Source organism: Photobacterium minamisatsumaniensis, from assembly GCF_050336695.1.
Taxonomy (GTDB): Bacteria; Pseudomonadota; Gammaproteobacteria; order Enterobacterales; family Vibrionaceae; genus Photobacterium; species Photobacterium minamisatsumaniensis.
In genome coordinates, this window is the sequence record NZ_JAKJSI010000043.1 from 19,797 (window position 1) to 38,533 (window position 18,737).

The 18,737-nt window shown below is 42.7% G+C and carries 20 protein-coding genes and 1 riboswitch; of the genes, 6 read left to right on the plus strand and 14 right to left on the minus strand.

The window, feature by feature from the left end; genetic code table 11:
- Nucleotides 1-55 precede the first annotated feature (55 nt).
- A complete protein-coding gene (locus tag L4D78_RS21540; RefSeq protein WP_428468818.1) occupies nucleotides 56-1,189 on the plus strand; it encodes a ribosomal protein uL16 3-hydroxylase in 1,134 nt (377 codons plus the stop codon).
- 140 nt (nucleotides 1,190-1,329) lie between these two features.
- Here L4D78_RS21540 and oppF read toward each other — a convergent pair whose 3' ends face one another.
- The 6 genes from oppF to L4D78_RS21570 form a co-directional block, all read right to left on the minus strand.
- Complete coding sequence (gene oppF / locus L4D78_RS21545; protein ID WP_428468819.1) at nucleotides 1,330-2,319, minus strand: murein tripeptide/oligopeptide ABC transporter ATP binding protein OppF; 990 nt, start codon at nucleotides 2,317-2,319, stop codon at nucleotides 1,330-1,332.
- Nucleotides 2,319-3,284, minus strand: coding sequence for an ABC transporter ATP-binding protein (locus tag L4D78_RS21550; protein ID WP_428468820.1), 966 nt, complete (start codon nucleotides 3,282-3,284; stop codon nucleotides 2,319-2,321). The genes oppF and L4D78_RS21550 overlap by 1 nt, the downstream gene beginning before the upstream one ends.
- 72 nt (nucleotides 3,285-3,356) lie before the next feature.
- On the minus strand, nucleotides 3,357-4,268 hold the full coding sequence (gene oppC, locus L4D78_RS21555) for an oligopeptide ABC transporter permease OppC (RefSeq protein WP_428468859.1): 912 nt from the start codon (nucleotides 4,266-4,268) through the stop codon (nucleotides 3,357-3,359).
- A gap of 16 nt (nucleotides 4,269-4,284) precedes the next feature.
- On the minus strand, nucleotides 4,285-5,205 hold the full coding sequence (gene oppB / locus L4D78_RS21560; RefSeq protein WP_428468821.1) for an oligopeptide ABC transporter permease OppB: 921 nt from the start codon (nucleotides 5,203-5,205) through the stop codon (nucleotides 4,285-4,287).
- Between the two features lie 114 nt (nucleotides 5,206-5,319).
- Nucleotides 5,320-6,951, minus strand: a complete 1,632-nt coding sequence (locus tag L4D78_RS21565; RefSeq protein ID WP_428468822.1) for an ABC transporter substrate-binding protein — start codon at nucleotides 6,949-6,951, stop codon at nucleotides 5,320-5,322.
- Nucleotides 6,952-7,386: 435 nt separating this feature from the next.
- A complete protein-coding gene (locus tag L4D78_RS21570) occupies nucleotides 7,387-7,563 on the minus strand; it encodes a hypothetical protein (protein ID WP_428468823.1) in 177 nt (58 codons plus the stop codon).
- Between the two features lie 691 nt (nucleotides 7,564-8,254).
- On the opposite strand from L4D78_RS21570, the gene L4D78_RS21575 reads away from it, so the two are divergent.
- Nucleotides 8,255-8,653, plus strand: coding sequence for a MerR family transcriptional regulator (locus L4D78_RS21575; protein ID WP_428468824.1), 399 nt, complete (start codon nucleotides 8,255-8,257; stop codon nucleotides 8,651-8,653).
- Between the two features lie 88 nt (nucleotides 8,654-8,741).
- On the opposite strand, the gene L4D78_RS21580 is transcribed toward L4D78_RS21575, so the two are convergent.
- Nucleotides 8,742-9,278 carry a hypothetical protein gene (locus L4D78_RS21580; protein ID WP_428468825.1) on the minus strand — a complete coding sequence of 179 codons (537 nt, stop codon included), beginning with the start codon at nucleotides 9,276-9,278 and terminating at the stop codon, nucleotides 8,742-8,744.
- Between the two features lie 141 nt (nucleotides 9,279-9,419).
- Here L4D78_RS21580 and L4D78_RS21585 point away from each other — a divergent pair, with 141 nt between their 5' ends.
- Entirely contained in the window at nucleotides 9,420-9,548 is a 129-nt protein-coding gene (locus L4D78_RS21585) for a hypothetical protein (protein WP_428468826.1), read from the plus strand.
- Nucleotides 9,549-9,564: 16 nt separating this feature from the next.
- Here the strand turns inward: L4D78_RS21585 and moaE are convergent, their stop codons facing one another.
- The 4 genes from moaE to moaA form a co-directional block, all read right to left on the minus strand.
- Nucleotides 9,565-10,011: a molybdopterin synthase catalytic subunit MoaE gene (gene moaE, locus L4D78_RS21590; protein WP_428468827.1), complete on the minus strand. Its 447-nt coding sequence runs from the start codon at nucleotides 10,009-10,011 to the stop codon at nucleotides 9,565-9,567.
- A gap of 2 nt (nucleotides 10,012-10,013) precedes the next feature.
- Nucleotides 10,014-10,259 carry a molybdopterin synthase sulfur carrier subunit gene (gene moaD / locus L4D78_RS21595; protein WP_428457329.1) on the minus strand — a complete coding sequence of 82 codons (246 nt, stop codon included), beginning with the start codon at nucleotides 10,257-10,259 and terminating at the stop codon, nucleotides 10,014-10,016.
- Nucleotides 10,256-10,735 (minus strand): cyclic pyranopterin monophosphate synthase MoaC, encoded by a 480-nt coding sequence (moaC, locus tag L4D78_RS21600; protein ID WP_428468828.1) that lies wholly within the window; start codon nucleotides 10,733-10,735, stop codon nucleotides 10,256-10,258. Before moaC ends, moaD begins: the two co-directional genes overlap by 4 nt.
- A gap of 46 nt (nucleotides 10,736-10,781) precedes the next feature.
- Nucleotides 10,782-11,771: a GTP 3',8-cyclase MoaA gene (gene moaA / locus L4D78_RS21605; protein WP_428468829.1), complete on the minus strand. Its 990-nt coding sequence runs from the start codon at nucleotides 11,769-11,771 to the stop codon at nucleotides 10,782-10,784.
- Nucleotides 11,760-11,903, minus strand: a riboswitch (molybdenum cofactor riboswitch). It overlaps the preceding gene by 12 nt.
- Before the next feature lie 179 nt (nucleotides 11,904-12,082).
- Here moaA and L4D78_RS21610 point away from each other — a divergent pair.
- The 3 genes from L4D78_RS21610 to yvcK all read left to right on the plus strand — a co-directional run bounded on the left by L4D78_RS21610 (nucleotide 12,083) and on the right by yvcK (nucleotide 14,163).
- Complete coding sequence (locus tag L4D78_RS21610; RefSeq protein ID WP_428468830.1) at nucleotides 12,083-12,310, plus strand: hypothetical protein; 228 nt, start codon at nucleotides 12,083-12,085, stop codon at nucleotides 12,308-12,310.
- 157 nt (nucleotides 12,311-12,467) lie between these two features.
- Nucleotides 12,468-13,043, plus strand: coding sequence for an LON peptidase substrate-binding domain-containing protein (locus L4D78_RS21615; RefSeq protein ID WP_428468831.1), 576 nt, complete (start codon nucleotides 12,468-12,470; stop codon nucleotides 13,041-13,043).
- 214 nt (nucleotides 13,044-13,257) lie between these two features.
- Nucleotides 13,258-14,163 carry a uridine diphosphate-N-acetylglucosamine-binding protein YvcK gene (gene yvcK, locus L4D78_RS21620; protein ID WP_428468832.1) on the plus strand — a complete coding sequence of 302 codons (906 nt, stop codon included), beginning with the start codon at nucleotides 13,258-13,260 and terminating at the stop codon, nucleotides 14,161-14,163.
- Here yvcK and L4D78_RS21625 read toward each other — a convergent pair.
- From L4D78_RS21625 to uvrB, 3 genes are all read right to left on the minus strand, one after another.
- A complete protein-coding gene (locus L4D78_RS21625) occupies nucleotides 14,125-14,484 on the minus strand; it encodes an Hpt domain-containing protein (RefSeq protein ID WP_428468833.1) in 360 nt (119 codons plus the stop codon). The genes yvcK and L4D78_RS21625 overlap by 39 nt on opposite strands.
- Before the next feature lie 18 nt (nucleotides 14,485-14,502).
- The gene (gene luxO, locus L4D78_RS21630; RefSeq protein WP_428468834.1) at nucleotides 14,503-15,936 is read right to left on the minus strand and encodes a quorum-sensing sigma-54 dependent transcriptional regulator LuxO; all 1,434 of its coding nucleotides are present in this window, start codon (nucleotides 15,934-15,936) and stop codon (nucleotides 14,503-14,505) included.
- 406 nt (nucleotides 15,937-16,342) lie between these two features.
- Complete coding sequence (gene uvrB, locus L4D78_RS21635; protein WP_428468835.1) at nucleotides 16,343-18,379, minus strand: excinuclease ABC subunit UvrB; 2,037 nt, start codon at nucleotides 18,377-18,379, stop codon at nucleotides 16,343-16,345.
- Nucleotides 18,380-18,737: the final 358 nt, after the last annotated feature.

The window sequence follows — 18,737 nt, forward strand, 5'->3', positions numbered from 1 at the left end:
TTAACCAAATAAAGAGTATAATCCGCGATAATAGTCAGCTAAAAAAGCCAATAATATGTATCAACTCAGCTTCTCATTCGATGAATTCCTTGCTGAATTCTGGCAAAAAAAACCAACAATCATTAAAGGCGGCTTTAAAAACTTCGTCGATCCGATTAGTGCAGATGAACTTGCTGGTCTTGCGATGGAAGAAGAAGTCGACTCCCGTTACGTCGCTAAACACCGTAGTAAATGGGATGTTCGCCATGGCCCTTTAACCTTTGATAAGGTGCCAGAAGATAATTGGTCATTCATTGTTCAGGCGGCGAATCACTGGCATGAAGGTGCTGCGAGTTTGATCACCCCTTTTCGTCAGTTGCCCAATTGGTTATTCGACGACTTGATGATCAGTTATTCCACACCCGGCGGTGGTGTTGGGGCACACATTGACCAATACGATGTCTTTATTATTCAAGGCTCAGGTAAGCGCCACTGGCGAGTCGGCCCGAAAAAAGATGATTATGAAGAAGAATTTGGTCACTCTGGGTTACGTCAAATAAAAAGCTTCGAACCCATTCTCGATGATATTCTTGAGCCTGGCGATATTCTTTATATTCCACCAGGCTTTCCGCATGATGGCTATGCCATTGATACATCGATGAGCTTTTCTGTCGGCTTCCGCTCACCGAAGAAACAAGAGCTGCTCAGCAGTTTTGCTGACTTTGTCATCGCCAATGAAGTCGGTGATGTGCATTATCACAACCCCGCTCTACCAGCTCGTAAAACGCCTGGTGCTATCTTAGAAAGTGAAGCCCAAGACTTAGAGGCCATGATGCGCAGCTTGCTTGACCATCCTCAAATGATGAAGCAGTGGATGGGGGAGCACCTCAGTAATAGCCGACATGAACTTGATATTATCTCGGCAGAACCACCGTGGCAAAGTGCTGAAACCTACCAGTTTTTAGAAAGTGGTGAGGTGATGAAACGTCTGGGGGGGCTTCGTGCATTCTACTTCCCTGAGCAATCACATGTATTGTATATCAATGGCGATAGGTATGAACTACCCGAAGAATGTGGCAAAGCGGCTACTTATCTGTGTGATGAAGAAAACATCACACAAGAGATGCTAGGCCAGTTACTCGATCACCCTGCTTTTGTTGCGCTTTTAACTCAGTTGGTTAATCACGGCTACTGGTACCCTGCCGACTAAGCTTGCCACCGATCAAACACTAAAAACAAAACACCGAGCTATTGCTCGGTGTTTTTACGTTACCAAAGAATAATGTCACCCGATCGTGATAAAAAAAGCGCGGATTTTACCTCGCGCTTAAAGCCTGTCACAGGCTTAAATTAATGGGCATTCAAGCAAGAGACCGCGTGAATATCATTCCCTTCTAGTTGCGGTTTTTTCTCCGCACACGATGCCGTAGCAACAGGACATCGCGTTCTGAACACACAACCTGATGGCGGGCTCATTGGTGATGGCAATTCACCTTCAAGGAGCTCGATATGTTTATTACGTTCTAGATCAGGGTCTGGAATAGGCACTGCAGACATCAGCGCTTTGGTATAAGGGTGCTTCGGCTCGCTAAAGAGCGCATCAGACTCCCCCATCTCAACGGCATTGCCCAAGTACATAACCAACACTCGGTCAGAGATGTGTTTTACCACTGAAAGATCATGCGCGATAAAAATAAGGCTTAAGCCCATCTCTTTTTGCAGTGATTTAAGTAGATTGACTACCTGTGCCTGAATAGAAACATCCAACGCTGACACAGGCTCATCACAAATGATCATTTTGGGTTTTAAGATCAATGCACGCGCAATACCGATTCGTTGACACTGCCCACCAGAGAACTCATGCGGGTAACGGTTAATCACATTGGGTAATAGACCAACCTTCGTCATCATCGCTCTGACTTGGGCTTTAACGTCCTCTTTTGATAAGTCTGGGAAATAAGCTTTTAATGGCTCCGCAATAATTTCGCCAACTGTCATTCGAGGGTTCAATGAAGCCAATGGATCTTGGAATATCATCTGAATATCTTTACGCTTCTCACGCATTGCTTTGTGATCAAGCTTGGTTAGGTCTTGTCCTAGCCAAACAACGCTACCTTCTGTCGCTTCGACCAAACCAATAACAGCGCGAGCAAACGTCGATTTTCCACAACCCGACTCGCCAACGACACCGAGTGTTTCTCCTTCGTAAAGGCGAATACCTACGCCATCAACAGCTTTAAGAGTTAATGGTTTTGTCCAAGGCCAAGCTGACTTTTGTGCGATGTTGAAATGCACTTTTAGGTTTTGGATATCAAGCAGTAGATTTTTATGTGCTTCCATTACCACGTCCCCATATCAGAAAAACACGCACGTAAACGCCCTTCGCTAAACGCTTTTAGCTCTGGAGCCTCTTGATGGCAGCGGCTTGATACCCTATGGCAACGCTCTTGGTAAGGGCAACCAACAGGTAAGCTCAGCAAGTTAGGTGGGTTACCAGGGATCGTCGGTAGCTCCTCGCCTTCGGTATCTAAACGAGGGATCGCTTTCAATAAGCCTTCAGTATATGGGTGAGAGGGCTGATAGAAGATTTCATTGATCTTACCGTACTCCATCGTTCGGCCAGCATACATCACAAGTACTTTATCGCAGCTACCAGCAACAACACCAAGATCGTGGGTGATCATGATAATGGCAGTATTGAAATCGCTCTTTAGCTCATTCATCATTTCCATGATTTGTGCCTGTACCGTCACATCTAGTGCGGTTGTCGGCTCATCGGCAATCAGTAATTTAGGGCGACACAATAACGCCATCGCAATCATTACACGTTGACGCATACCACCTGAGAATTCATGGGGGTACATCAAAATACGTTTGCGCGCTTCAGGAATTTTAACGGCGTCTAGCATACGAACACTTTCCTCGAATGCCTCTGCTTTTCCCATCCCTTTATGAAGCATGAGTACTTCCATTAGCTGATCGCTAACTTTCATGTAGGGGTTTAACGAGGTCATCGGATCTTGGAAAATCATCGCGATTTGCTCAGCACGTATCTTATTTAACTCTTTTTCTGGCAAATTAAGAATATCGCGGCCTTCAAATTTAGCACTGCCGCTAATCATGCCATTTTTGGCTAAGAGACCCATGATTGCGAAAACAGTCTGGCTTTTACCTGAGCCAGATTCACCAACGATACCAAGGGTTTCACCCTGATTTAATGAGAAATTTAGATCATTTACCGCGGTAACAATGCCGTCTTGGGTTTTAAATTCCACGCGTAGATCTTTGACATCTAATAAGCTCATAATACTTCCTTATACTTATTCATCTTTAATTCACTGCCACCATCCAGCAGTGAACTAAAGTTTGCCTTATTCTTATCTGTCTTTTGGATCCAGTGCGTCACGTAAACCGTCACCCACATAGTTAAAGCAGAACAACGTCACGACCATAAAGGCAGCAGGGAACAAGAGTTGCCAGATGGCCACTTCCATTGTTTGAGCCCCTTCTTGCAGCAGTGCGCCCCAGCTTGTCATTGGCTCTTGAACGCCAAGCCCAAGGAAGCTCAAGAATGATTCCGTTAGAATCATCGACGGTACGAGCAAGGTCGAATACACCGCAACAATACCCAGCACATTTGGCACAATGTGGCGTGTAATTATTCGCCACTGGCTAACACCAGACACATGCGCAGCTTCAATAAATTCCTTGCTACGGAGTGACAATGTCTGACCACGTACGATACGTGCCATATCAAGCCAAGAGATTGCACCTATGGCCACAAAAATCAGCATGATATTTCGGCCAAAGAATGTCACAAGCACAATCACAAAGAACATAAATGGGATGGAGTATAGAATCTCAATTACGCGCATCATAACGCGATCCGTTCGACCACCAATGTACCCAGAAGCAGCGCCATACAACGTACCAATGGTTACCGCAACGAATGCTCCCATGATCCCCACCATTAAGGAGATCCGCCCTCCGACTAAGGTTCGGGTATATAAGTCACGACCTAAGCTATCGGTTCCAAAAAAATGGCCTTCCGCGCCAAGGCTTGGTGCTGCATGTAAGGCATACCAGTCAGTATCATCAAACGCATATGAACTAAACATCGGGCCAAAAATCACTGCAAGGGTAATCATGGTCAGAATAGCCAAGCTAATCATTGCGGCTTTGTTACGCATAAAACGAATTCGCGCATCTTGCCACAGGCTACGGCCTTCGATATCCAATTGCTCTGAAAATTTCTCGATGGCCTCTATGTTGTCTTTTTTAGTCAGCATCATATTGTTCGGCCCCTTAATAACGAATTTTCGGATCAATGTACGCCAGTACAATATCGACAATGGCGTTGAACATAATGGTCAAAGTACCAATAAGAATGGTAATACCTAGCACCAAAGAGTAGTCACGGTTAAAAGCAGCATTCACAAACAGTTTACCAATACCGGGTAACCCAAAAATGGTTTCAATAACAACAGAGCCTGTGATGATGCCGACAAATGCAGGGCCCATGTAAGAAACAACTGGCAGCATTGCAGGCTTTAAAGCGTGCTTTAAGATGATATGTGGGTAGCTCAACCCTTTCGCACGTGCGGTACGTATGAAATTACTGTTCAAAGTCTCAATCATGCTACCACGGGTAATACGGGCAAACGTCGCAACATACAGTAATGACATACCTATCATAGGTAATAGCATGTACTTAATCGAACCGTCGTTCCAACCACCAGCAGGTAACCAACCCAAGTTAATTGAGAATATATAAATGAGTATTGGCGCCAATATAAAGGAAGGCATCACCACCCCGGCCATGGCGGTGGACATTATCGTATAATCTATCCAACTATTTTGTTTCAAAGCGGCAATGGTGCCAACGGTTACCCCCATCACCAACGCAAAAATAAAGGCAAAGAAACCAATTTTGGCTGAAACCGGTAGCGCATTAAACACTAACTCGTTAACCGTAAAGTCTTTATATTTAAAAGAAGGGCCAAAATCGCCTTGAACAATATTGCCTAAATATGTGGTGTATTGCTCAAATACAGGTTTATCGAGACCATATTTTGCCTCGATATTTGCCATCACTTCAGGAGGGAGAGGACGTTCAGTTGTAAATGGGTTACCTGGTGCAAAACGCATCAAGAAAAAGGAGATTGTAATTAATACCAATAGTGTTGGTATTGCTTCAAAAATCCGTTTTGCGATGAATTTAATCATAAAATTCCACCGTTAAATTATCGTCTGTGACAGTTTATAAATCGCTAGCTGTAAAACTAGAAATGACACTGCTCTCTTCCTGAGAGCAGTGTTTATTAGATATCTTGCTGTTTATTAATCAGCAATGATGTATAGATCTTTACTGAAGATATTATCTTCTGGATTATTCTCTGGGTAACCACCAAGTTTCGGGTTAACAAGGCGTGCATTCACATAGTGATAGATAGGCATAATTGGCATATCTTTTGATAATTGTGCTTCTGCACGCTTATACGCAGCCGAACGATCGCTATCTGACGCAGCAGCAAGTGCTTTATCTAATAGTGCATCATAAGATTCACTCTCGTACTTAGGATAGTTTTGAGAGTGACCATCACGCATAATAGCTAAGAATGTTGATGCTTCATTATAATCACCACACCAACCGGCACGTGATACATCAAAGTCACCTTGACGCTTGCTGTCTAGGTAGCTTTTCCATTCTTGGTTTTCAAGTACAGCCGTTACACCCAATGATTTCTGCCACATTGAAGCGATAGCAACAGCAACCTTCTTATGGTTTTCGCTGGTGTTATACAGTAAATCGAATTTAAGTGGATTACTTGAATCGTAACCTGCTTCAGCTAATAATGATTTTGCTTTCTCTACTCGCTCTTTCTGAGACAATTTCGAGTAGTCAGGCATTTCAACGTCAAGACCATTCGTCGCTAATGGTGTGAAGTTATAAGCAGATGTTTCACCTTTACCCACAATGAATTTAGCAATCACGTCACGGTCAATTGCATAAGACAATGCTTTACGTACATTCGCGTCATTAAACGGTGCTTTAGCCGTATTAAACTCGTAGTAATATGAACATAGGTATGGCGTTACTTTTACATTTTCAGGGTATTGTTTTACCAAACGCTTAAAGTGTTCGTTTGGCATTTCATAAGTCACATCCACTTCACCCGCAAGGAAACGGTTCATTTCCGCAACTTGGTTTTCAATTGGTAGGTAAGTGACTTTATTTAATACTGATTCTGCATTGTTCCAATAAGCGTCATTTCGAGTTAGCACGATACGCTCGTTAACCACCCAGTTATCTAGCTTATATGCACCGTTTCCAACATAATTTTCAGGGCTAGTCCACTTATCACCAAGCTCTTCAACCACCTTCGCATTAACTGGCTTCATAGAAGTGTGTACTGTCATTGATGCAAAGTACGGGACAGGCTGATCAAGTGTGATTTTTAAGGTATGCGAATCAATTGCTTCAACGCCTAATGTATCTGGGCTCTTTTTACCCATGATGATATCACCAGCATTTTTCATGGTGGTCATTTCTAGGTAAGAAGCATAAGGAGAGCCAGTTTTAGGATCGGCAAGACGCTGCCAAGTATAAACAAAGTCACTAGCAACAACTGGATCGCCATTTGACCATTTTGCATCTTTTCTTAGGTTGAAGACCCAAGTTTGATTATCTGTGGTTTCCCAAGACTCGGCTACGCCACCAACCAGCTTACCGTTACTGTCTTGATTGACTAGGCCTTCTAGCAAATCGCGAATCACATTCGACTCAGGGACGCCAGATACTTTCTGCGGGTCTAGTGATTCAACTTCAGTGCCGTTGCCTCGAACTAATTCTTGTTTTTCCGCAAGCTTTACATCTTCCGGAACATCCGCCGCGATAGTAGAAAAAGAGGTAGCAGCAACTGTCATACCAGCACCAAGCAAAAGCGCTTGGGTAATTTTATTCTTATACATGCATTAACTCCAATACATCATTTAATACGTCCTTGAGTTTCTTCAGTTGGTTGCATAATTAAGCAACTACCTTTGCATCACTAATCCTAAGCAACACAAAGCAAACCGAAGAATTGGTCAAAACATTATCAGGCATTGAAGTAAGTTGCCACATTTTGATTACAAAAAGCGACATAATTCTTAATAATAGCCATTAATGTGAAATAAGTGACTAGATGACTGTTTGGTTACAGTTCAATGTGTCACAAAATTCATATAAGAAAGAAATATCGGCCAATAACGCCAAGAAAACCTTATTTTTGAATAATTAATCTCATTAAAAAACAAAAAATCAGCACAAAAGACTCAAATACACAACGATAGCCCATATAGTCAATAACATTTATTTAAAGATATGACTCTGATACATAAAAAAAGCGCCTTTCGGCGCTTTTTTTATTTATTCTCACTGTCTAATTGAATATTGGGTGGCACTTCATTGGGTGTTTGCTGTTTTCCTTCAACCATTGACTGATTATCATCAGCATTTACAACCGAATCAAACAAACCATCGTGATTAATTTCGTCCATCATTTGTTTAATTTTACGATTCGTCACTCGCTTATGCTTCATGGAACCCTCCGTTGTTAACCAAAACTATCAATTTGGAGCAGTAGAAAAAGTCTATTTTTAAACCCAGCTAGCACTCTTTATCATTCTGACTGAATAAAATTTCAATATTGACGTTCATTCAGGCAGACGAAACATGAATATAAAATATGGCACAACAATATAATTCCCGCACGGCACACGACGCCATAATAACCAAAGCGAATATAAAACAAATTCAATAGATTGATTTTTCACATAGTGAACTTTTCATAACGAAGGCATTTCTATAACAAGTTTATAACGCTACTATAAATTTATTGGCTATTTACTTAATTACACTAAGTTTATTCCAATAATCCGTTCCCGTTCCGTTATATCTTGAGAGTAATACTATATGAGACCCGTTGGTTGCTATCCACCCCCAAGTCCTTCCCGCGTCCGTCACGGCTATGTGCCTCCATCGCACAAAGCCAAAGATGGTAACAAAGGTAACAATTAAGCCTTTACGGTTGCGTTATCGTATCTTTTAGCCCCTCATGATGAGGGGCTACTTTTTTCTAAAACACATCCGCTAATTTCTGCGCTCCTTGCCATTCATCAATAGCTATGAAATCATCAGCTAACGATCAAGGAAATGATCTGCCACCTTATATCAAACAATAAACCACCAGCACTTACTCGTTTGGTATTGATGTTTTGAATGGAAGCCTAGATGGAAACAAAAACAGTTGTACATGACGAAACCTACTCAATATCTCAACTTGCACAGGAGTTTTCTGTTTCGTTAAGAAGTATTCGATTTTACGAGGATCAAGGGTTACTTAAACCGCATCGTCGCGGCAAACATCGGATTTTTTCACGCAGTGATAGAAGTCGGCTAATACTCATCCTCCGAGGTAAGCGCTTAGGTTTTACTCTAATGGAGGTTCAAGAGTTATTTCGCTTATATGACGCAGATAGCGGCACAAAAAAGCAACTACAGGACATGCTCAATACTGTTCAGGCACGCCAACAAAAGCTAAAACAGCAGCAAAATGATATTGATCTGATTATGATGGAACTTAACGCTGCAGAACGTCGCTGTTATAAGCAACTATCAAAGTTAGGCTAGGCATTACTGTAATAGGCAGATAAAAAGGGCGCAACGCACGCCCTCTTACCTCATTTAAATTCGCGCACTAAGACGATACTCCACACAGCTAATGCATGTTAATTTTTATCACCCATACCTTATGTGTCTGCTGAGTATCAACGCCATCAACAATCATACGTTTTAAATAAGCTAAACGATGGTGGCCTTCAATAAGATTAAAGGGAGCTTTTAGCACCTTGCCATTCATTGTGGGTAAATCACGCTCATAATGAAGGACAATTGGCGCAACGGGCCAAGTCCCCCTCTCTTGCATCTCTTGAACTAGCCAACTACGCTGAAAAATAGGATTTTGCATTCGGCCAGACAACTTATCAATGACATCTTGGTGTGGCGTTTGAATTTTTGACTGAATTTGCTCTGAGCCCCACTCTTCTAAAGAGAACTGCATTGACTGAAAATCCAGCCACCCCCAATTACAAAGTACCCCTTTCCAATGCCGATAAACCCATTGTTCGAGTACATCATCAGGAAAGTTAGGCAGTACTTGCTTTGCCTTAGGTCGCCATTGAGCCCATGTTTCACAGCTTCTTTGCCCAAAACCATCTGGCTCTAATTCATAGAGTAAACGATCGCTCCTGATCATAAGCATACTCCCTAGCAGTTTTGCATTCCTTGCCTTGCTGTTTAAATTAAATAACCATTCATTATTAGTGGTTATTTATACCTATACTTTGAAAGTAGCACAGCGCTTTAGGAATGAACACCTGAATATTTAAGAAAGATTATGCAGGAACAGGAGGAACAGGAGGAACAGGAGGAACAGGAGGAACAGGAGGAACAGGAGGAACAGGAGGAACAGGAGGAACAGGAGGAACAGGAGGAACAGGAAAGAATAGAGCGCCCATATATATAGGCGCTATAACTAGGCGTTATTTTTCCCAGCGATCAGCAGCAGAGGTATCTGTATCGCGAGCATCCACCCAACGAGACTCTTCTGCCGTTTGTTCTTTTTTCCAAAAAGGAGCACGTGTTTTCAAAAAGTCCATAATGAACTCACATGCCTCAAATGCTGCACCACGGTGAGCACTGGTTACGCCAACAAATACAATTTGATCACCCAATGCCAGATCACCGACACGGTGAATCACGCGGGTTTTCAGTAATGGCCAGCGTTGACTCGCCTGTTCAACGATTTCAGCCAATGACTTTTCTGTCATTCCCGGGTAATGCTCTAAAGAAAGACCAGTAACGCTATCACCTTGGTTAAAATCTCTAACCTTACCGACAAACGTAACCACTGCTCCCGCATCTGTACCTTGAGCTAATTTTTCATACTCATCAGCCACTGAAAAATCTTCAAACTGAACAGAAATCATGCTTATCCCCCAGTTACTGGCGGGAAGAAGGCAATTTCATCACCGTCTTTAATTTCGGTATCTAACGCTGTGATTGTTTGATTAACAGCCACCAGCAATTTTCCTGACTCTAATGCAAGCTGCCATTTATCACCACGTGTCACTAGGTGGCTTCGTAATGCTTCAGCTGTAGTAAATTCAGCATTTAATTCAAGGCGGTCAACCCCTACTAGCTCTTTTACCTGAGCAAAGAAAAGTACGTTAATCATGATTCCACCTTAAAATGCCCAGACTTTCCGCCCGTTTTTTCAAGTAAACGAACCTGTCCGATCACCATGTCTTTTTGTACGGCTTTACACATATCGTAAATAGTTAGCGCAGCAACCGAAGCCGCCGTAAGGGCTTCCATTTCAACACCGGTCTTACCCGCTAATTTACAGCAAGACTCAATGCGTACCATATTTTCCGCTTCGATGGCTTCAAGTTGTACTTCAACTTTTGACAGCAACAACGGGTGGCAAAGTGGAATAAGATCCCATGTTTTCTTTGCCGCTTGAATACCAGCAATGCGTGCTGTCGCAAACACATCACCTTTATGGTGCTGACCTGAAACAATAAGCTGTAATGTGTCAGCCGCCATATGAACAAAAGCTTCTGCGCGCGCTTCTCTAACCGTTTCTGACTTTGCAGACACGTCTACCATGTTCGCTTCACCAGAAGCATTAATGTGCGTAAATTGGTTCATCCGTTAAAAATCCAAACAGAAAAATGAAAATGATTAAAAAGACGACTTAGCCGCCAATTGATGACAAGTTCGGTGTCATGCCGGTATTACCTTCATCAAGGAAGTGGCTGACCGCTTTTTCTTGTAATCCGCCTTGAATACGAGCAATCAGCGCATCACGTTGTTCGTCCTCTTGCAGTAAATCACGCAGCTCTACGCCGTGATCACCAAACAAACACAAATGCAATTTGCCTTTTGCCGAAACGCGCAAGCGATTACAACTTTTACAGAAGTCTTTCTCGTAAGGCATGATCAGCCCTATCTCACCCTGATAATCAGGATGACAAAACACTTGGGCAGGGCCATCGTTATTGCTTTTAAGCTTCAACACCCAACCATTGGCAATTAAATAATTACGAATACTCACGCCTGATACATGATGGTTGGTAAAGAGATCATCCATTTCACCCGTCTGCATTAATTCAATGAAACGTAGCTGAATAGGACGATGTTGAATCCAAGCTAAAAACTGAGGGAGTTGCTGTGAATTAAGGTCTTTCAATAAGACGGTATTCACTTTTACTTGCTCAAAACCCGCATCAAAGGCTGCATCAATACCATCCATAACCTGATTAAACATGTTTTCACCAGTTATCTGATAAAACATTTTAGGGTCAAGACTATCAACACTCACATTAATGTGCGTTAAACCAGCGTCACGCCACTCTTTAACATGCTTTGCCATACGGTAACCATTTGTCGTGGTCGCGACTTTGGTAATACCTGGCTGCGCTGCAACAGTACGAATGATATCGGTAAAATCACGACGAAGACTCGGCTCACCACCCGTAATACGCACTTTAGACGTACCACATTCAGCAAAAGCACCAGTCACTCGTTGGATCTCTTCAAGCGTTAGAAAAGAAGGTTTTTTATTCTCTGCTGGACGGTAGCCATCCGGCAGGCAATATGTACATTTAAAGTTACAGACATCTGTAACTGACAAACGCAAGTAATAGAACTTGCGATGATAAGTATCTTCAAATTGTTTCGCCACGGAACACCTTTCCAAATACGGGAGGCCGATGCATTTCTTTATCGACCCTGGTGACAAAATGTCACTGTCTTAAAACACTTATGTTTCTTTTAAGAAGCACTTAGTGATCCAAGCTCGGAGTTATGGCAATTGTGCAAAGGGGGATAATCCAAACAGAACACAACAGCGTATAGTTATAAAAGTATCAGAAAATTGACCAAACGGGCAAATCGTTGGAAAAAATTCGTTCTGCATTCTACCTTTCACGGGATTTCACGACAATACTACTAAAGTGAATACAGGAAAGTTTTCTTACAAAAAGTGAGGATATTATGTCCAATATAATAGAATCTGCCACGATTGAAGATGTTGCACTCTACCTACAACGTGAAGAAGGGCTAGATGCGAGTAGTGCCCGTACGCAAGCTCAGGTCGTTATTGATAGCTTTACCGATATGCAGGATAAAGGGTTAATTAAAGGCTGGTACTTTGATGAACAAAGTCACTTAGAACTGTTACCCAGTGACAACGCACTAAAGATTATCGCAAATCAAAAATAATTCGCATTTTGCACACTCATTTTGGCCATCAGTTTGCAATATGATACTAAATACTGACTCATTAGTAAGAAAGCCACAATAAAAGCGGTATGACAATCCGGCACTACATTTGCAATGTCTATATTATCTGACAAGGGTTAAATAGCCGGAGCATCTTATGAAACAGTACATACCGCTTCTTTTCCAAAAACGCCATATTTTACCTGGCGGTAAAATTCCTCTCCGCATTGCACCCGGCCCACAAATGGATACGTTTAAAGCGGCATTATCTAGTGGCGATAGCTTTGGGGTCTGCATGTTCGATGAAGGTGAGCATGGGCATCACTTCTTCCACATAGGTACACGTGTCACTGTAGAAGACTTTGATACATCCCCAACAGATGGCACATTGATTGTAACGGTTTCAGGCCATGAAAACTTCCGAATCGATAGCCTCGAACGTAATGATGATGGGGTATTCATTGGCGAATGCGATGCCATTCCGCTCTGGCCTGAAACGCAAGTGAATAATGACCAACAAATTCTCGCTGACAAACTTAAGGTCATGTTCAAAAAACACCCTGAGCTTAATGGGCTCCATCAGCAAAAACAATTCAACAACTTAACTTGGTTATGTCAGCGATGGCTTGAAATTCTGCCAGTGCCAACCAGTGAGAAGCAAGCTCTAATAAATACACCAAACTGTTTAGATACATATGATTATTTAATGAGCATCATGCAAAAAACACACTAGCTGCCAAACCACAATGTACGCCTCACTCATAAGAGAAGGCGTAACAGGTTTCGCAACATACCCTCCCCCCGCCCGCGCGATCAACTTGCCACGCATGTTTCACACTCACGAAGTGTGACAAAGTTATCAGCTTTACGTAATTGCCTGTATTCGCTGTTATGAAATAAGTACACTGTTCACAATTCTTGTTTTATCGGTATATATTGGCACCTTCATGTCTAACGCAACCTCTCTTTCTAATCAAAGCCCAAACATTGTCGCTATCGGTGGTGGTCACGGATTAGGGCGTATTTTATCGGCCTTGTCTAACTACGGTGAGAACGTGACAGGCATTGTTACCACCACTGATAATGGTGGTTCAACAGGCCGAATAAGGGCTTGTCAGGGGGGAATTGCATGGGGAGATATGCGTAACTGTATCAATCAATTAATTACCGAACCTTCTGTTGGCTCGATGATTTTTGAATACCGCTTTCGGGGTAACGGTGAGCTTGATGGACATAATCTCGGTAATTTAATGCTAAAAGCACTCGATAACCTTTCGATTCGTCCATTAGAAGCCATTAACCTTATCTGCGATATGTTAAAAGTAAAAACAAATATCGTCCCGATGTCAGAGCACCCAGCCGACCTATCAGCCATGACGCCGGCAGGTGAAATTATCTGTGGTGAAACCAGTGTTGACGAATTAGAAGATGTACCTCAACGTCTTTATGTTGAATCTGCAGTGCCCGCAACCAAAGAAGCTGTTGTCGCAATCAACAATGCTGACATTATTTTACTTGGCCCTGGTAGTTTTCTTACCAGTGTAATGCCTGCATTACTGCTGAAGGAAATTGAGCAAGCGCTGAAAAGCAGCTCAGCTAACGTTGTGTTTATTACGAACTTAGATAAAGAGAAAGGCCCCGCAGGTAGAATGTCGCTCGCTCAAATGCTGCATTGGTGCGAGCGAGCAATGGGGGGGCGTCAAGTAGACTGTGTACTGACTGATCAGCCAAATGAATTGCTTGATGCAAAATATAAACAATATGTGGAAGATCTCGCATCAAACAATCATGAATGGCGCCATGACCGCGAAAAACTACAGCAAGCCATTGAGCGGATCATCATGGCTCGCTAAGCGTTTATACTCAATTGCCATACCCTCGACCAGCTGTCTAAATTCAGACAGATGGTCGAACATCCACTGATCTTGCCCTTGTTTTACTCTCGATTCGCACTCTTGCGCCATTAACGCTAATTCGTCGGCCCCAAAACTAGCGGCACTACTTTTAATGGCATGGCTGATCTCTCGAACCTGGCCAACACTTGGCTGATCTGAAAGCTGGCAAAAATACTGATCCAGTTCATCACTAAATACGGTCAATAATAACGTTAAGGTATCGTGACCAACTTCGTCTGCCATACGCCTAATTGTTTCTGCGTTGATTCCGGTTGCCATTCAATACTCTCCCTACAACTAACCTTGTGCTTCCTGCCAGGTTTGTAATTTACGATAAATCGTGGACGGACTAACTTCCAAAAGTCCCGCCGCTCGCGGAATGTTACCATCGCAGGCATCGATTGCTGCTTCTATTGCGCGTTTCTCTACAATCCAAAGCGGCTCTACCTGTGATTTACTCGCCATTTGGCTCACACTATTTATGCCATGCACTTCAGGTGTGCTTGGCGTATCTAGCACAATGCTCGAAGAGGATGCAATTTTAACGCCACCATTATTAATAGGAGGCGGCACCATTGGTAATGTAACCTCTTCGCCTGCATTTAGCACCACGATATTACGAATTACGTTTTGTAGCTCACGAACATTTCCTTGCCAATGGTATTGGGTAAAGAGCTTAATAACTTCGGGGGAAAAACGACTAAAGTTCTTTCCTTCTTCAACCGATACCAGTGCCAGTAAAGCATGAGCTATTTCAAGTACATCTTCACCGCGATCGCGTAACGGAGGCAGTGTTACAGGAATAACATGTAAACGATAATATAAGTCTTCTCGAAAGCGTCCTTCTTGTACCTCTAACCAAGGGTTTCGATTCGTCGCACAAACAAAGCGTACATCAACAGAGCTGGTTTTCGATGAACCAACTTTTTGATAGGTACCTGTTTGAATGAAGCGAAGCAGTTTACTTTGCAAATCCAGATCCATTTCGCAAAGCTCATCAAGAAATAACGTCCCATTATTGGCAAGTTCTACAGCACCCTGCCGCTCGGTTGATGCCCCTGTAAACGCACCTTTAACATGGCCAAACAATTCACTTTCAATCAACTCTTTGGGTATCGCTGCACAGTTTAAGGCTACAAATGGCTTATCATTTCGAGGACTCGCAGCATGAACCGCTTCCGCACACACTTCTTTACCCGTTCCACTCTCGCCCGTAATAAATACAGTTGCTTTACTCGATGCAGCAGATTCAATTACTCGATATACCGCCTGCATCGGTAAACTATTACCAATAAAGCCTTGATATTGCGCACCAGCCTGCTTAGAAGCCGCTACTCCTTGCGATGATTTTTCTTCGCTTTTTAACGCATTATTAACCGTCACACGTAACCTGTCGGCTTCGCATGGTTTTATCAAAAAGTCTTGTGCACCATAGCGCATTGCTTCAACAGCTACATCAATCGAGCCGTGGGCTGTCATGATCACGACAGGTATATCGCCGAGATCGCGCCTTACCGCTTCCAACACCTCCATCCCGGTCATATCTGGCAACCTGAGATCCAGTAAAATAAGGTCCGGGATGATGTCTTTGACAAATCTGAGCGCTTCTGAGCCCGTGCCAACGATCGTCACCGATACACCTAAAGGGTTGAGGTAAGACTTATAAAGTGCCGCGACTGACGCAGTGTCTTCAACCATCAAGACTTGGCGCTGTCTTGTTTTGCTTTCCATTGCCCCCTCCAAATCTTATTGATCTTTACTAATTGTAATCAATAGAAAAATTTTGATAGTACTTTTTTGTCATTGAAGTCGCATAACGCCTTTTTTTTCATTATGAATCGCATAATAATTYGCAAAATGCAAATACGTGTTTATTTTTCAACCTTTAAATGACAAAAATATCCTTGAAGGCCGCTAAAAAAGTACAATTAAAGGAGTCTTAAAAAGTTGGCACAGGTTCTGCATTAATTAATATGACTCTCCTGAGAGTCAACCTAGCCAACTGACGTTGTTTGTGGATTTTTTCACTAAAACAATGACGCCAACCGAAATTGTTCTCGGTTGGCTTTTTTTTGCCTGAAATTTGCCCCTGATAAATACACAAAAGTAAAAAGAGGCAATCTCAAATGAGTGGGAATTAACTGTTGGTAATAAATTGCTGTCTTAACGTATGAATTTTATCTCGCAGCTCTGCGGCTTTTTCAAATTCCAAATTCTGTGCCGCATCGTACATCTGCTTCTCAACCTGCTGTATTTCAGTTTCAAGCTGTTGTGGCGACATCGAACTATAGCTGCCTTTTGTCTCTGCGACCTTGTGAAGCTGCGCAGCTCGATTTGTTGATTTTCCTTTACCAGGAATACCTAGCTCCATAATATCGGAGACTTTTTTATCAAGGGATTTCGGAACAATGCCATGCTTTTCATTGTGTGCGATTTGCTTTTCTCGGCGACGTTCTGTTTCTGAAATTGCACGCTGCATAGAGCCGGTAATTTTGTCACCATAAAGAATGGCTCGGCCTTCTAAGTGGCGAGCCGCTCGGCCGATGGTCTGTATCAATGAACGTTCAGAGCGTAAAAAGCCTTCTTTATCAGCATCCAAAATCGCAACAAGTGAAACTTCAGGCATATCAAGCCCTTCTCGGAGCAAGTTAATACCCACGAGTACATCAAATTCGCCTAAACGAAGATCGCGTATTATCTCGACCCGTTCTACTGTATCAATATCTGAGTGTAGGTATCTTACCTTCACACCATGTTCAGATAAGTATTCCGTTAAGTCTTCAGCCATACGTTTGGTTAAAGTCGTCACCAACACGCGTTCGTGCTTCACTTCTCTTTTATGTATTTCAGACAGTAAATCATCAACTTGTGTGGCAACAGGCCTTACTTCAATAATAGGGTCAAGTAAGCCCGTCGGCCGTACAACTTGCTCAGCGATATCATTACCGGATTTTTCAATTTCGTAATTGCCCGGTGTTGCGGATATATACAACGTTTGTGGTGCGAGTGCCTCAAATTCTTCAAATTTCAATGGCCGATTGTCTAATGCAGAAGGTAGTCGAAAGCCGTACTCTACGAGGTTTTCTTTACGCGAACGGTCACCACGGTACATGGCACCAATTTGTGAAACCGTTACGTGAGATTCATCAATAATCAGCAAACCATCGGCAGGTAAATAATCAAATAAGGTCGGTGGTGGCTCGCCTTCTGTACGACCACTTAAATAGCGTGAGTAGTTTTCAATTCCAGAACAAAAGCCAAGCTCATTCATCATTTCAATATCAAACTGAGTACGCTGGCTGATCCGCTGTTCTTCTACCAATTTATTACTTTCAAGTAATTGTTTTTTACGGCTAGCTAATTCGACTTTTATACCCTCTACCGCCTCAAGTACTTTTTCTCTTGGTGTAACGTAGTGGGTTTTCGGATAAATAGTACACCTTGGTAAATCCCGCTTAATCAAGGTGCCAGTTAAGGGGTCAAACACACTGATACAATCAACTTCATCATCAAATAGCTCAAGACGAATGGCATCTTTCTCTGATTCCGCAGGAAAAATATCAATGACTTCGCCACGAACTCGGAAGGTTCCGCGCTCGAATGCCATATCATTACGCTTATATTGCAATTCAGCCAAGCGACGTAAAATATCACGTTGATCGATCATGTCTCCACGTCGAACATGCAGCATCATCTTTAAGTAAGAGTCCGGATCACCCAAGCCATAAATCGCAGACACTGAAGCAATAATAATGACATCACGCCTTTCCATCATTGCCTTGGTTGCCGATAGCCTCATTTGTTCGATATGCGCATTAACCGATGCATCTTTTTCTATAAAAGTATCGGTTGTTGGTACGTACGCTTCGGGCTGATAATAGTCGTAATATGAAACAAAATATTCAACAGCATTGTCTGGAAAAAAGCCCTTCATTTCACCGTATAATTGTGCAGCTAAGGTTTTGTTAGGGGCAAGGATCATCGTTGGACGCCCTGTTTCCGCAATGACGTTTGCAACAGTGAACGTCTTCCCCGAACCCGTCGCTCCCAATAAAGTTTGGTGTGCCAGCCCTGAATCGAGCCCATCGAGTAACTGCGAAATGGCCGTTGGCTGATCACCAGAAGGTGAATAGCGTGATGAAAGGTTAAAGGTTTTAGAGCTAGTCTTATCCATCATGATTCCGAACTGGTTATATGATCAGTGTGGTGACATTGTGCAGTAGCTTACGAACATGTCAATAATAAGAGTGGATCCTTCTTAGGGATCTCCCCACCTAAACCTTGCTAAAGCCACTCCAGCGAGCAACCGCCTATTAATGGAGGGGCATTTTTCGTTAATTAAAGTAAATATACTTTTCGCTTGACGGTATTGATCTTACGCCGTATTATCAGCGCCCACGATTCATACAGCCTCCATTCAGATTCATTCTGATTAAGTCTCGACTATTCCTTAGTGTTATATTTTTATACCAACCTTTCCCACAGCTTATTCAATTCTTGATTTAAATCAATTCACAGAACATTATTCTCAA

What these genes read in the sequence shown, in the direction of transcription:
- L4D78_RS21540 (WP_428468818.1), top strand. Translation starts at nt 56, where the DNA reads ATGTATCAACTCAGCTTCTCATTCGATGAATTCCTTGCTGAATTCTGG.
- oppF (WP_428468819.1), bottom strand. Translation starts at nt 2,319, where the DNA reads ATGGAAGCACATAAAAATCTACTGCTTGATATCCAAAACCTAAAAGTG.
- L4D78_RS21550 (WP_428468820.1), bottom strand. Translation starts at nt 3,284, where the DNA reads ATGAGCTTATTAGATGTCAAAGATCTACGCGTGGAATTTAAAACCCAA.
- oppC (WP_428468859.1), bottom strand. Translation starts at nt 4,268, where the DNA reads ATGCTGACTAAAAAAGACAACATAGAGGCCATCGAGAAATTTTCAGAG.
- oppB (WP_428468821.1), bottom strand. Translation starts at nt 5,205, where the DNA reads ATGATTAAATTCATCGCAAAACGGATTTTTGAAGCAATACCAACACTA.
- L4D78_RS21565 (WP_428468822.1), bottom strand. Translation starts at nt 6,951, where the DNA reads ATGTATAAGAATAAAATTACCCAAGCGCTTTTGCTTGGTGCTGGTATG.
- L4D78_RS21570 (WP_428468823.1), bottom strand. Translation starts at nt 7,563, where the DNA reads ATGAAGCATAAGCGAGTGACGAATCGTAAAATTAAACAAATGATGGAC.
- L4D78_RS21575 (WP_428468824.1), top strand. Translation starts at nt 8,255, where the DNA reads ATGGAAACAAAAACAGTTGTACATGACGAAACCTACTCAATATCTCAA.
- L4D78_RS21580 (WP_428468825.1), bottom strand. Translation starts at nt 9,278, where the DNA reads ATGATCAGGAGCGATCGTTTACTCTATGAATTAGAGCCAGATGGTTTT.
- L4D78_RS21585 (WP_428468826.1), top strand. Translation starts at nt 9,420, where the DNA reads ATGCAGGAACAGGAGGAACAGGAGGAACAGGAGGAACAGGAGGAACAG.
- moaE (WP_428468827.1), bottom strand. Translation starts at nt 10,011, where the DNA reads ATGATTTCTGTTCAGTTTGAAGATTTTTCAGTGGCTGATGAGTATGAA.
- moaD (WP_428457329.1), bottom strand. Translation starts at nt 10,259, where the DNA reads ATGATTAACGTACTTTTCTTTGCTCAGGTAAAAGAGCTAGTAGGGGTT.
- moaC (WP_428468828.1), bottom strand. Translation starts at nt 10,735, where the DNA reads ATGAACCAATTTACGCACATTAATGCTTCTGGTGAAGCGAACATGGTA.
- L4D78_RS21610 (WP_428468830.1), top strand. Translation starts at nt 12,083, where the DNA reads ATGTCCAATATAATAGAATCTGCCACGATTGAAGATGTTGCACTCTAC.
- L4D78_RS21615 (WP_428468831.1), top strand. Translation starts at nt 12,468, where the DNA reads ATGAAACAGTACATACCGCTTCTTTTCCAAAAACGCCATATTTTACCT.
- yvcK (WP_428468832.1), top strand. Translation starts at nt 13,258, where the DNA reads ATGTCTAACGCAACCTCTCTTTCTAATCAAAGCCCAAACATTGTCGCT.
- L4D78_RS21625 (WP_428468833.1), bottom strand. Translation starts at nt 14,484, where the DNA reads ATGGCAACCGGAATCAACGCAGAAACAATTAGGCGTATGGCAGACGAA.
- luxO (WP_428468834.1), bottom strand. Translation starts at nt 15,936, where the DNA reads ATGGAAAGCAAAACAAGACAGCGCCAAGTCTTGATGGTTGAAGACACT.
- uvrB (WP_428468835.1), bottom strand. Translation starts at nt 18,379, where the DNA reads ATGGATAAGACTAGCTCTAAAACCTTTAACCTTTCATCACGCTATTCA.